This window comes from Sulfitobacter sp. EhC04, assembly GCF_001650875.1.
Lineage (GTDB): Bacteria > Pseudomonadota > Alphaproteobacteria > Rhodobacterales > Rhodobacteraceae > Sulfitobacter.
Genome location: NZ_LXYI01000008.1, coordinates 250303 through 263802, shown reverse-complemented (window position 1 = coordinate 263802; position 13500 = coordinate 250303). Strand labels below are relative to the sequence as shown.

Sequence of the window (13500 nt, the reverse complement as noted above, 5' to 3'; positions counted from 1 at the left end):
TTTTCTCCATGTTGAAAGTTGTCAGGCGGTTTCGGTTATCAGCACGTCGCCATAGGTTTCGCGCAGCGTAGCCTTGAGTACTTTTCCGGTCGCGCCGAGTGGCAGTTGCTCGACAAAAATCACCTTGTCCGGCACCTGCCAGCGGGCAACTCTGTCGTCGAAAAGCGCCAAGATCGTCGCCTCCGTGACGTCCGCCCCAGGCTTTTTCTGAACAATCACGATCGGGCGCTCGTCCCATTTTTCGTGGCGCGCGGCGATAGCGGCGGCATTGGCGACACTGGGGTGCGCGATCGCGATATTTTCAAGCTCGACGGTCGAAATCCATTCGCCCCCTGACTTGATGATGTCCTTGGCGCGATCGCGAATGCGCATAAAGCCGTTTTCGTCGAGCGTCGCCACATCGCCGGTATCAAACCAGCCATCGTCGGTCAGCGCGCTGGCACCGCTGCGGTGATAGCTTTCCACGATCCAGTGGCCGCGGATCTGCAGCGCGCCCTGGGTCGTGCCATCATTGGGCAGGGCGGTGTCGGCGTCATCGACAATCCGCAGTTCAACGCCATAGGGCGGGCGGCCCTGCGATTCACGGATTTTCGCGCGCTCGGTTTCAGGCAGGCCAAGCTGGCTTTTCACCTCGCGGTTCACTGTGCCCTGCGGCGAGGTTTCGGTCATGCCCCAGACATGTACCGCCTCAACGTCATAAAGCTCACGGAACGTGCGGATCATCGAAGGCGGCATGGCCGAACCGCCGACAAGCGTGCGCTTGAGGCTGGGCACCTTGGAACCGGACTGTTCAAGGGCCTGCAACAGGCCCTGCCAGATGGTGGGGACACCCAATGCAATTGTCACCTCTTCGTCGTCAATCAGTTTCACCAGGTTTGGGCCGTCCATGAACGGTCCGGGCAAAACCAGCTTGGAACCAATCGCTGCCGCGCAATACGGCACCCCCCAGGCGTTGACGTGGAACATCGGCACCACCGGCATCACGGTGTCGTGGTTGGAGAGCGCAAGGCCATCAGCGGTGTTGCCGCCAAGGCAATGCAGGACTGTCGACCGGTGGGTATAAAGAACGCCCTTGGGCAGTCCGGTGGTGCCAGAAGTATAGCACAGGCTCGACGGTGTATTCTCGTCGAGGTCGGCGGGATAGCGGTAATCGGCGTCACCCGTCTCCAGAAGTTCATCATAGAACATCAGGCCGGGCACCATCGCTGCCGCCTCTTCATCGCGCGGCCCCAGCAGGACGATGTGTTTTACAGTATTGAAATGCGCGCCAAGCTTTGCTGCGTAGCCCAGAAACGTCTTGTCGAGGAACAGAACCTTGTTTTCGGCATGGTTCACCACATAGGCGATCTGTTCGGGTGTCAGGCGCGGATTGATCGTGTGGCAGATCAGCCCGCTGCCGGAGACGCCAAAGTAAATCTCAAGGTGACGGCGGTTGTTCCAGGCAATTGTGCCGCAGCACTCGCCGAACGTGATGCCAAGCTTGGCCAGGGCCGAGGCCAGACGCCGGGAATTGCGCGCCACCTCTCCCCAGGTGCTGCGGTCAATGTTTCCGGCTGTTTCAACCGAAACGACCTCGCTTCCTGGGTAGTTACGCTCTGCGTGATCAATCAGCGAACCGATCGTCAACGGAAAGTACATCATTGAATTTTGCACGGTGTTTCCTCCTTTATTCTGCCGCGGCACGCGCCGGAAGGCGTCCGCGAATGATGTCGGCTGCGCGCTCTGCAACCATGATTGTCGGGGCATTTGTGTTGCCGCCCACCAGCGTCGGCATGACCGACGCATCGACGACACGCAGTCCTTCGATGCCGCGCACGCGCAGCTCCGGGTCGACCACGGCCATATCGTCCGTGCCCATCTTGCAGGTGCCGACCGGGTGATAGATTGTATCGGCGCGGGCTCGGATATGGCTCTCCCAATCCGCATCGGTCATGTTGTCGCCGACGCCGAAGAATTCGCTGACCTCGTGCTGCACCATCGAGGGCGCTTTCATGATCTGGCGCGCCATCTTTGCGCCCTTGATCATTGCGTCCATGTCGCGGCGGTCGGTCAAAAAGGCAGGGTCAATGCCCGGCGGCGCCAATGGATTGGCGCTTTGCAAAAAGACCTCGCCGCGCGAATGTGGCCGCAAGACGCACATATGGGCAGAATAGCCGTGACCCAGGTGCAATTTCCGCAGATGATCGTCGACCATGCCGATGGTAAAGTGAAGCTGGATGTCGGCCCGTTCGAGGTTGGGATCGGTTTTGAAGAATGCCGCGCCCTCGGCACCGGAGGAGGCCGCCATACCTTCGCCTGTTCGCATCCAATTTATGACGTGCCCGGCAATCCGAAGCGCCGGGACCGGCCCGACACCAAAGCCGCCTTTGTAACTGGTTACGAACGACAGGACAAAGTCGATGTGATCCTGCAGATTCTGGCCGACGCCCGGCAATTCATGCACCATGCCGATGCCGTATGGGCGGATATCCTCGGGCCGTCCGATGCCGGACAACTGCAACAGCTGCGGTGAATTGAAGGCGCCGCCGCAGAGCAGAACCTCGTGCCGCGCCTCGACCGTCTTGTCGGCGCGACCCTGACGATAGGCCACGCCGGTGGCCCGCTTGCCTTCAAACAGGATGCGTGTCGCCTGGGCTTTGGTAATGACCGTGAGATTGGGGCGGTGCCGGTTCGGAGCCAAATAGCCAAAGTTGGTCGAGCAGCGCTCGCCGCGCTTTTTGCCTTTGTGGAACTGGGTCACCTGAAAGTATCCGACGCCCTCATTGTCGCCGGTGTTGAAATCATCGACCTGACGTAGTTGCATTTCCGTGCCGGCCTTGACGAAATCGTCGCTGATCGAGCGTGGCGACCGCAGCTTGGACACCTGAAGCGGCCCGCTGTCACCGTGGAACTCGTTGCCGCCAAGTTCATGGTTCTCGGCGCGCCGGAAATAAGGCAGACAATTGTCCCAGTTCCAGCCTTCGCAGCCCAGATTGTCCCAGTCGTCATAATCCGATTTATGGCCGCGCATATAGATCATGCCGTTGATTGCGCTGGAGCCGCCCAACCCCTTGCCGCGCGGCTGATAGCCGCGACGCCCGTTCAATTCTGGTTGCGGCACCGTGTCATAGTTCCAGTTCGCGATCCGGCCATTGCTGCCAAAGATCGGAATCATGCCGATCGGAATTCGAATGATGAGGCTGCTGGCATTGCCGCCTGCCTCAAGAAGGCAAACCGAAACATTCGGATCTTCGGTCAGGCGGGCTGCCAAAACAGCACCCGCCGAGCCCCCTCCGACAATAACGTAATCGTATTTCATGTGCTCCTCCCCGAGCAATTTCCGTCGATCTTGCATCCGCGGCCCGCCGGGCATTTGGTAGTACCGGAACACGTTCAGTGACCCTGGTATCCAGCGCCACGCGCAGCGCACGCAGATCTCCGCTCCTCAAACCTTAGGGCACTCAGCATTGTCACAAGAGTGCCGTCCGAAATGGCCTTTCGTTTTCAAGTGACGGCCATGAACGGCACCGCTTGGGGCGGCACTGTCCATCGGTCCATCAAGGCACCATGACGAAGTTACTGACGGAACGTACAGTTCCTTTCCGTTGCGCGGTGGAATCAGCGCTGCGATGTTCAGGTTTCATCGCCGGTTCACCATCTCATTCGAGATGGCGCAGTCCATTATCATATGCCAATTTCTGATCTTCGTTTCTCTCCCAGTGATCGTCAGATAGCGCCGCGATCACGCCCTCCAGTGACTCCTTTTTAGACTCACTTTCGCTTGACGCAACAAAAATCTGAACATATGTACAGTTTTTGAAGGGGGCGTCTGTTTACCTGCGTCCAGATGGAGGGGCAGCACCGTGGATGCTGTAGTCACATACACATGGATTGCGTCAGGATAGCCCCGCTAGTCGGGCCCGAGCCGGACCCAAGTTGAACCAGCTACAAGAATCAAATTTGGAAGCAGAAGGCGGACCCATGCGAAACGCGCTTAATGTGTCAACGGCACGAACAGCTATTGGTACGACCTGTCGCGGCTTTTTCAATGCGACCCCGCCGACTCAGCTTGCCGCCCACGCCATCAAAAACGCGATGCCGCGCCGTGGTGTCGATCCTGCGGAAATCGACAATTGGCGGCTTTGCCGCGCATTGCCGCAAGGCTTTGTACGCACGACCGGGTGCACAGGGGCCCTGCGTGCGGGGCTACCGGTGACCGTTTCGGGCATCACACTTGATCGGGAATACACCTCGGGGCTGATTGCGATGGCCACCGCATCCAAGCGGGTGAGCCTGGGCGGAATGGCTCTCGCCGGGGCGAAACCGGATGAAATGTGCATCGGCGGTGGTATGGGCGCAATCGAACCGTCTGAGGTTCTTTGACAAATGCAAATGAACATAGTCACTTATTGGAACGCGATTCATTTCATGGAATGGACCGCCGATTTCACCGGAGCCGAGAAGGAAATTTGGCATGACGACTAATGCAGACGGCGCGCAAGCGGAATTGCCGCCAGCGGGCGGAAAGAAGCTTTCGCGTGCAGAGATCATGCAGATGACCGGCTTTGAAATGGTCAAGGGCCTGTCCGCCAATGTTGTGCCGCGCCCGCCGATGAAGCAGATCATGCCGTTCGAAATGCTCATGCCCGAGAGAATCGGCGAAGTCGAACTCGTCGCGACACCAGAGCCGCGGTTTGCAAATTTGCTGAATATGGTTAACGGCGGTTGGGGCATGACCTTGCTGGACACGGTCATGGGACTGGCTGCACAAAGTACACTGAATGTCGGTGAGATGGCCCCGACCCACGAGACTTCGGTCAAATTTATCCGCCCGATCCCGTTGGACATCGGACCGCTGCGCATCATCGGCAAAGTCGTTTCGCAGGGAAAAACGCTGATCACACTGGAAGGGCGGATCGAGAATTACGAGGGCAAGTTATTCGCCCACGGCACCTCGACTTGCGTTGCCGTGAGCGCATTATGAGCGTTGCAGCAGAGCGCCCGCTGACCCGTGGTATCATAGTTCTCCTGGCGGCGCTGGCGGCGTTGGGGGCGCTGGCGACCAACATCATTCTTCCGGTCTTTCCGCGCATCGGTGCCGAGCTGGGTGTGGATCAGCGCGCATTGACGGTGACTCTCAGCAGCTTTTTCATCGCCTTTGCGGTGGGGCAGCTTGTCGTCGGTCCATTCTCTGATCGGTTTGGCCGAAAATGGACAGTCATGAGCGGTCTCGTGCTGTTCGTGATCGGCAGCGTGCTCTGCGCGATGGCCAACGACCTCTCTGAATTGGTCCTGGGCCGTATCGTCCAGGCGCTTGGGGCCTGTGCGGCGTCAGTTCTGTCGCGCGCCATCGCCCGCGACCTGTTCGAAGGGCCAGCCCTGGCGCGGGCCATGTCAACGGTGATGATCGCCATGGCAGCGGCGCCGGGCTTTTCACCTTTGATCGGCAGCACTCTGGATAGCCTGTTCGGCTGGCGTATCACCTTTGTCTTGGTCGCCGTCATCGGCGCTGTGCTGGCGGTGTTCTACTGGATCGGCGCGGGGGAGACCTTGCCAAAGGCTTCGCGGGTCAGCATGTCCGTGACCGCCATTCTCGCCAATTACGGTCGCCTCTTCGTCGATCGGTTGTTTCTGTTTCCGGCATTGGCGGTCAGCTTTGCGGTGGGAGGGCTCTATACGATCTTCGCCACCGCCCCGGCAGTGTTGATCGGCACCTTTGGCCTGAGCGCGTTCCAGCTTGGCCTGTTCTTCGCCGGAACGGTTCTTGTCGTTTTCGCTGCGAGTTTTCTGGGCCCGCGCCTGTCGCAGAGATTTGGCCCGGCCCGTATCGGCATGGTGGGCATTCTGATCAATCTGATTGCGGCGAGCTTGCTGTTGGGCCTGGGCGAAATGCTCAGCTTTGCCTCGTTCTGCGGGGCGCTGACGTTCTATCTGTTCGGCAGCGGGTTCATCGCCCCGCTGGGAACAGCGATTACGCTTCAGCCCTTTGGTAAGCAGGCTGGTTTGGCCTCGGCATTGCTGGGCTTTCTTCAAATGGCATTTGCAGCGGCTGGTGCCACAGTGGCGGCCATGCTGCCAATGTCGGCAAACGGTGCGCTGGCCAACGTCCTGCTCATATCGTCGGCGCTGTCGTTGCTGATTTTTGCACCCGTTGCATTCAAGCGCAGAGCTGGCGCGCAGGTAACCTGATCTCAGATCTGTATGAAAAAATATCTCTCAGCGGGACTGTTTCGCTGAAATAACATCCAAAGGAAAAGACCATGACTACCACCTCAGACCCAATCGTTATCGTCTCGGCGGTTCGTTCGCCGCTCGGCCGGTTTCTCGGTGATCTTGCGCCGCTGCAAGCCAGCGAGCTTGGAGCCCATGTCATTCGATCGGCGCTTGAACGTGCCAATCTTGCAGCCGACATGGTTGAAGAGATGTTCATGGGCTGCGTCCTGCCCGCCGGGCAGGGACAGGCACCCGCCCGACAGGCGGCACGTGGGGCCGGACTGCCTGATGCGGTAGGTGCAACGACAATCAACAAGGTGTGCGGATCGGGGATGAAGGCGACCATGCTGGCGCATGATCTGATCCGGGCCGGAACTGCCGAGATTATCGTCGCCGGTGGCATGGAATCGATGTCGAACGCGCCTTTCCTTCTCAAACAGGCGCGTTCGGGCTATCGCGCCGGACATGGGCAGGTCTTTGACCACATGATGCTCGACGGGCTGGAAGACGCCTATGAACCCGGTCGTCCCATGGGCGATTTTGGTGAAGCTGCTGTCGAGGCTTATCAGTTCACCCGTGCCGATCAGGATGAATTTGCAGTCGAAACGCTGACGCGGGCCCGCAAGGCGATAGAAGACAAAGCCTTTGCCAATGAGATCGCGCCCATAGACGTGCCGGTAAAAGGCGGCGTCAAGCAGGTCGATACAGATGAGCACCCGTTGAAAGTCTCGCCTGAAAAGATCCCGACATTGCGCCCGGCCTTCCGCACAAATGGCACCATCACTGCGGCCAGCGCTTCGGCAAATGCCGATGGTGCCGCGGCATTGATCCTGACCCGTCGTTCCGTAGCCGAGCGTGAGGGCCTGCCGATCCTGGCCGAGATCAAGGCCCATGCCACCCATAGCCAGGAACCAGCCTGGTACACCACCGCGCCAATTCCGGCGATCCGCAAGGTGCTGGAAAAAACTGGCTGGAGCGTCGCCGATGTTGACCTGTTCGAAATCAACGAGGCATTTGCCGTGGTCGCGATGGCGGCAGCCAAGGATTTGGGGATCGCCCGCGACAAGCTCAACGTCAACGGCGGTGCCTGCGCGCTTGGCCATCCGATCGGCGCCACCGGCGCCCGGTTGATTGTCACATTGCTGCACGCCCTGCAGCGGCGCGGTTTGACGCGCGGCGTGGCGTCGTTGTGCATCGGTGGCGGTGAGGCGACCGCGATAACGATTGAACTTGCGGCCTAAGCCCCGCAACTTGCCGCGTTAGCACAACTTCCGCAAACCCGGTCAGGCACCACGTTGGTATCCGCCCTTACCTTGGGGCGGATGCAGGCATTGGAAACTTGCATTGGAAAATGGAAGACCCGGCCTGGATCTGACCGTCTTGACCCATAAAAAGAACTCGTTCGGAATTGCTAACCCTATTGGCTCTGCACTTTTTAGTTGTGGGTACCTTGACGTTTGCGCATATTAGTTCATATTTTACACTGACCGCAGCTCAAAAGGACCATTGACCGATGCAATGGAGCGAACTCGGAGATCAACACTGTTCCTTCTCGCGGACCTTGTCCGTAATCGGCGACCGCTGGACTCTCATGATCGTCCGCGATTGTTTCCTGAAGGTGCGTCGTTTTGATGATTTTCAGCGCCGTCTTGGGATCGGACGGCCTATTCTGACCGACAGGCTCAAGAAACTTGTCGAACATTTTGTTCTGACCAAAGTTGCCTATCAGCAGAACCCCACGCGTTACGAATACCGGCTCACCCAGAAAGGGTTGGACCTTTATCCTATCGTCATGTCCCTGGTCCATTGGGGCGATATCCACATGACCGGGGGCAAGGGGCGTCCGCTTCTGCATCAACACCTTGAATGCGGGCAAATTTTCGAGCCGGTGATGACCTGTTCGGAATGTGGTGAAGAGGTAACAGCGCGCGAAGTGCGTGTTATTCCAGGCGAGGGCGCTGACAGCGCCATCCATTTGCCTTTGGGTGTGCTTCCCGACAAACCGCACAAACATCCACACAAGCCGAGACGCGCTGCCAAGCAGGCCTGAACGTGTCAGGCCTGCCAGCGAACATGATCGACCTCAGGCCGCAAGCTTGAGGATCGTTTTCACGTCGGCTTCGTTCGTGATCGGGTGTGGGTTCAGTTTCACGAACATGTGGTTGATCGCAATCGACGCGATCTTGTCGAAGTTGGCTTCTTCAACGCCGACCTGCTTAAGTGTCGAGGGCAGGCCGAATTTGTCGAACAGGGCGCGCAGCGCTGTTGGCGCGTCCTGGCCATCCTCTGCCCGCAGCGCTTCAGCGAGCCTGACTTGCGCCTCGCCTGTCGAGGGCGCGTTGTAGCGTAGAATACTGGGCATCATCACCGAGGTGCAGAAATAATGTGGGACGTTGAACGTACCACCGAGAACGTGACCGATGCCGTGGCTGGCACCCATCATCACCCGAACCTGCAGGCCCGACGCGGCAAGCCAGGCACCATGTTGCGAAAGGCGTCGCGCTTCGAGGTCAGTGGGATCGGCAAGGGTCGCGAGCATGCCGTCGCGCAGCGCGCGGATTCCGGCGAGCACGACGGCATCTGTAAGAGGCGTGCCGTTTCTTGAGCACAGTGCCTCGATGCCGTGATCCATCGCGCGGGTGCCCGAGCCAAACCACAATTCTGTCGGGGTCAGCATGGCCAACTCCGGGTCCATGATCACCGAAACCGGCATCATCAGCGGATGGAAGAAGATTTGCTTGAGGTTGGTGCGTTCGTCAGTGACCAGCGCGGCGGCGTTGAATTCACCGGCGTTCAGTGTCGACGGAACCACGACCACCCGGAACGGCGGCGGCTGGAACCGGATTTTGGGTTCGATCCCGACGTAATCGTCCAGGCTGGCTTCGGTGGGCGGATTGTCCCCCATCAGCATCGGTACAATCTTGGCTGCGTCCATGATCGACCCGCCGCCAATCGCCACGATCAGATCGGCACCGGCGTCGCGCGCTTTGCCCGCCGCGTCCAGACAGGCCTTGCGAGTGGTGTGCTGAGGCATGCCATCATAAGTGCCTGCATAGCGGTCGCCGAGCGCCTTGCGGATCTTTTCAATCTCTTCGGTCTTGGTATTCAACGTCCGGCTGGCCAGGAAGAAGACCCGTTTGGCACCGACCAGATCGACCTCGGCCAGGACCGCCTGCGCCGCAGGCTTGCCGTAGATCACCCGCTCCATCTCTGGAAAATTGTGTTGTCCCTCAAGTCTCATGGTGTTGTCCCTTTCTGTCAGGCTAGGTACTGCGCGACGTGTTGCAAATGATGTTGGTTATTGTTGCCGGATAAGTGAACGGTTCTACAGAAGACGATTGGCGAAATGCGGTTCATCCACCTGTTCGGTCATACTGATACCGCTGTGCAGTTGAATCGACTTTGGTCGTCCACGTCTCTGTCACGCCTTTTGTCCGACAACCGACCAGGCAGTTCAGCGGCGAAGAACTCACGAACCTCGCCGTTGAAGCGTTCTTCTTCGGCAGTGTTGGCAAGGTTCATGAGCCCGCTCTTTCCAGCGGAGAGGGTCAGGAGGCTGCGGCCATCGGTGCTGAGATCAGGCCGAATTGACGGCGAATGATCTCGTCGGCCTGTGCCATCGTGCGGTCGATCAGTTCGGCCACGGTCGGGATATCGTCGATCAGGCCGGCCACCATGCCGCAAGACCAGGCCCCGGCGTCCATTTCGCCTTTGTACATGATCCGCGGATAGACGCCCGCGACTTCGTCGGCGATGTCCTCGAACTTGAGGCTTGCCCCAAGCTCCTTTTCCTTCTCAATCAAACGCTCCACACCCTTGTTGTTCAGAACTCGCTCTGTGTTGCGCAGCGGGCGCATCACCAGCCGGGTGTCGAGCTCGGTCGCATCCAGAATCGCCTGTTTCACATTCTCATGCACCGGCGCGTCCTTGGTCGCGACAAAGCGCGTGCCCATGTTCATGCCACCGGCGCCAAGCGCCAGCGCGGCAACCAGCGAACGTCCGTCCGCCATGCCACCCGAAGCGACGAAGGGAATCTTCAGCTCGTCAGCGGCGCGCGGCAGCAGGATCATGTTGGGAATGTCGTCCTCACCGGGGTGGCCACCGCATTCGAAACCGTCGACGCTGACGGCATCGCAGCCAATCGACTCGGCTTTCAGGGCGTGGCGTACCGAGGTGCATTTGTGGATGACCTTGATTCCCGCTTCGTGCAGTGCCGGCAGCACTTGGGACGGATTATTGCCTGCGGTCTCTACAATTTTGACGCCGCTTTCGATGATGACCCGGACATAGCCCGGATAGTCGGGGGCATTGACGGCAGGCAGGAAGGTGAGGTTCACGCCAATCGGCTTGTCCGTCATCTCCTGGCAGCGCGCGATCTCCTTGGCCAGGTTCTCGGGCGACCCTTGCGTGAGTGCGGTGATAATTCCCAACCCACCCGCGTTCGATACCGCCGCGGCAAGTTCTGCCAAACCGACGCAATGCATGCCGCCCTGGATGATCGGGTGTTCGATGCCGAAAAGTTCCGTGATGTTTGTTCGCACTGGAAATGCCTCCTCTCGTTTAGGCCGCCGTCAGCCGAAGGGCGTCTGGGTGCTAACTTAGTGCTAATAATGAACTGTAGTTTTCTGTGTGGCAAGAGGGCAGTTCACTTTGACGCAACGTCCTTGCGTCAGTAATGCAGCATTCGCATCTGGCCACTGGTCGTCGAAAGCGCCTGGCCTGATTCCCGAAGCCCTCAATAATCAGTTTTAATATATGACCAACCATTCAAATCCGGATTTTCCGCCAGCATATTAAATCAAAACAATTTATGGAGCCAAAAAACTGCTTGTGATGTCTTGGTCTTATAAATAGGTTTTATATTAGCACTAACTTGAACAAAGTGATGTCGAGGCGGATTTTGGTGCGAAGACCGCTTTGATCGCGGCCGCAGACTGCGCCGTTCGATCAGTCTTACTGTACGGATGTGTCTGATCTGTCGCTGAATATTCGCGCATCAGTTCAAAAAATGAATCGTCGAGGGAGGCGAAAGGTGGAAATAAACGAAGTTACGAGCCTGACAAGGGAAGGCGACATTGCCGTGCTGGCGATCGATTCGCCGCCAGTGAACGCGCTGTCGCTTGCGGTCCGCAAAGGGATCATCGACGCGCTGAAACACGCGCAGGACGATGCCGCGGTCAAGGCAGTTGTGCTGCTCTGCGAAGGGCGGACTTTTATCGCCGGGGCGGACATTACCGAATTTGGCGCGGCGCCTGCCTCGCCCAATTTGTATGACATGCAGGATGCCCTGCTGGCGGCGACAAAGCCCGTCGTTGCGGCGGTTCATGGCAGTGCACTTGGCGGTGGATTCGAAACCGCGCTGACGTGCCATTACCGGATCGCAAGCCCGTCCGCGTCGTTCGGTTTCCCTGAAGTTCACCTGGGGCTGATCCCCGGTGCCGGTGGTACACAGCGCCTGCCGCGACTCGTCGGCATCGAAAAATCATTCCAATTGATCACGAGCGGCGCGCCGTTCAATGCCAAACAGGCCCTTGAGATGGGCGTGATCGACGAACTGACCGGAGAGAATTCGCTGCGGGCGGACGCGGTCGCCTTCGCCAACAAGATCGTCCAGGATGGTGGGCCGCTGCGCAAGATAGACGACATCGACGATAAAGTCGTGTCGGCCAGGGGTAAGCCGGAAATCCTTGAGACGCTTCTCAAGGATGCCGACCGCAAGATCCGCGCCGCCTATACGACGGACTATGTTATGCGCGCTCTCGACGCAGCGGCGAATCTGCCGGTTGCGGAAGGTCTGGCACTGGAACATCAGATGTTCTTTGAGCTTATGACCAGCGAACAGTCAGCAGCCCTGCGGCATGTCTTTTTTGCCGAGCGTCAGGTCTGGAAAGTGCCAGGGCTGAGCGCTGATACGCCAGCGCGCGCGATTGGCACGGTTGGCGTCATCGGGGCCGGCACCATGGGCGGCGGCATTGCGATGAATTTTCTCAATGCGGGCATTCCGGTCAAAATCGTCGAAACCAACCAACCTGCGCTTGATCGTGGCGTCGAAACGATCCGGCGCAATTATGAAAACACCGTCAAGAAAGGCCGCCTCTCACAGGAAAAAGCTGAAGCCCGGATGGCGCTTCTCAGCCCTTCGTTACAGCTTGAGGATCTGGGAGATGTCGATCTGATCATCGAGGCGGTGTTCGAGAATATGGACATCAAGAAAGAGGTGTTCGGCAAGCTGGATGCGATCGCCAAACCCGGTGCCATTCTGGCCACCAACACCTCGTTCCTGGATGTTGACGAAATCGCGGCGGCGACCTCGCGGCCGCAAGACGTGCTGGGTCTTCACTTCTTCTCGCCCGCCAATGTCATGAAGCTTCTGGAAATCGTACGCGGCAAGGAAACGGACCCTGCCAATGTCGCCACCGCGATGGCACTGGCGAAACGGATCGGCAAGATCGGGGTGCTGGTCGGGGTCTGCTTTGGCTTCGTCGGCAACCGGATGCTGGCGCAGCAATTGCGCGAAATGAAAGGCCTGATCCTGGAGGGCGCAATGCCCTGGGACGTCGATCGCGTCCACCTGGAATTCGGTTTCGCAATGGGGCCCTTCTCCGTCGCCGATCTGGCGGGGCTGGACCTCGGCTGGTCGCGGGAAACCTCGACCGGATCAACGATTCAGGAAATTCTGTGCGAGATGGATCGCCGTGGCCAGAAGACCGGCGCAGGTTATTACGATTATGATGAGAACCGCAGGCCCCAGCCATCGCCAGTTGTAGAAGAGCTGATCCTGGATTTTGCCGCCAAGAACGGCATCGCCCGTCGGACGATTTCGGATGAGGAAATCCTCGAACGCTGCGTTTACCCGATGATCAACGAAGGCGCGAAGATCCTCGAAGAGGGGATCGCGATCCGGGCCTCTGATATTGATGTGGTCTGGGCCAATGGCTATGGATTCCCAAGATCTCGCGGCGGGCCAATGCATTACGCCGATACGGTTGGGCTCGACCATATCGTCGCGCGGTTGGAAAGCTATCAGGCGAAGCTGGGCGAGGATTTCCAGCCCGCGCCGCTGCTCAAGAAACTTGCCACGCAAAGCAAGGCATTCAACGCATGACTGTGCGGTGCCCATGAATTTGGGGACCAATTCTGGCTACCCTCATCGAGACAGATGAAACCAACAATGGAAGCCGCCGTCGCACTTAACTGTGCGAAGGCGGCTTTTTTCGTATGTTGAGGGCAGGGGGTGTCGCGGCCTGTGATCCTGCATCACAACGCTCGCTTCCGAGCGCGTGCTGCTTGTTCATCTCATGAAAAAAC

General features: G+C 58.6%; 11 protein-coding genes. 6 read left to right on the top strand and 5 right to left on the bottom strand.

Features of this window, described 5'->3' with window-relative positions:
- Positions 1–21: 21 nt before the first annotated feature.
- Positions 22–1653: a long-chain fatty acid--CoA ligase gene (locus A8B82_RS04165; RefSeq protein WP_138069662.1), complete on the bottom strand. Its 1632-nt coding sequence runs from the start codon at positions 1651–1653 to the stop codon at positions 22–24.
- A 13-nt stretch (positions 1654–1666) separates the two neighbouring features.
- Complete coding sequence (locus tag A8B82_RS04160; RefSeq protein WP_067288568.1) at positions 1667–3298, bottom strand: GMC family oxidoreductase; 1632 nt, start codon at positions 3296–3298, stop codon at positions 1667–1669.
- Between the two features lie 617 nt (positions 3299–3915).
- Here A8B82_RS04160 and A8B82_RS04155 point away from each other — a divergent pair.
- From A8B82_RS04155 to A8B82_RS04135, 5 genes are all read left to right on the top strand, one after another.
- Positions 3916–4362, top strand: a complete 447-nt coding sequence (locus tag A8B82_RS04155) for a hypothetical protein (RefSeq protein ID WP_201120736.1) — start codon at positions 3916–3918, stop codon at positions 4360–4362.
- 172 nt (positions 4363–4534) lie between these two features.
- On the top strand, positions 4535–4963 hold the full coding sequence (locus A8B82_RS04150; RefSeq protein WP_235604614.1) for a PaaI family thioesterase: 429 nt from the start codon (positions 4535–4537) through the stop codon (positions 4961–4963).
- Positions 4960–6168 (top strand): multidrug effflux MFS transporter, encoded by a 1209-nt coding sequence (locus A8B82_RS04145; RefSeq protein WP_067288560.1) that lies wholly within the window; start codon positions 4960–4962, stop codon positions 6166–6168. The genes A8B82_RS04150 and A8B82_RS04145 overlap by 4 nt, the downstream gene beginning before the upstream one ends.
- A 71-nt stretch (positions 6169–6239) precedes the next feature.
- Complete coding sequence (locus A8B82_RS04140; RefSeq protein WP_067288557.1) at positions 6240–7433, top strand: acetyl-CoA C-acyltransferase; 1194 nt, start codon at positions 6240–6242, stop codon at positions 7431–7433.
- 272 nt (positions 7434–7705) lie between these two features.
- Entirely contained in the window at positions 7706–8242 is a 537-nt protein-coding gene (locus tag A8B82_RS04135) for a winged helix-turn-helix transcriptional regulator (protein ID WP_067288555.1), read from the top strand.
- A 33-nt stretch (positions 8243–8275) separates the two neighbouring features.
- Here the strand turns inward: A8B82_RS04135 and A8B82_RS04130 are convergent, their stop codons facing one another.
- The 3 genes from A8B82_RS04130 to A8B82_RS04125 form a co-directional block, all read right to left on the bottom strand.
- Positions 8276–9433 (bottom strand): iron-containing alcohol dehydrogenase, encoded by a 1158-nt coding sequence (locus A8B82_RS04130; protein ID WP_067288552.1) that lies wholly within the window; start codon positions 9431–9433, stop codon positions 8276–8278.
- A gap of 128 nt (positions 9434–9561) precedes the next feature.
- Positions 9562–9714, bottom strand: a complete 153-nt coding sequence (locus A8B82_RS24135; protein ID WP_161489416.1) for a hypothetical protein — start codon at positions 9712–9714, stop codon at positions 9562–9564.
- A gap of 26 nt (positions 9715–9740) precedes the next feature.
- Positions 9741–10733, bottom strand: a complete 993-nt coding sequence (locus A8B82_RS04125) for an NAD(P)H-dependent flavin oxidoreductase (protein ID WP_067288550.1) — start codon at positions 10731–10733, stop codon at positions 9741–9743.
- A gap of 491 nt (positions 10734–11224) precedes the next feature.
- Between A8B82_RS04125 and A8B82_RS04120 the strand changes: the two genes are divergently transcribed.
- Positions 11225–13297, top strand: a complete 2073-nt coding sequence (locus A8B82_RS04120) for a 3-hydroxyacyl-CoA dehydrogenase NAD-binding domain-containing protein (RefSeq protein WP_235604613.1) — start codon at positions 11225–11227, stop codon at positions 13295–13297.
- Positions 13298–13500 lie beyond the last annotated feature (203 nt).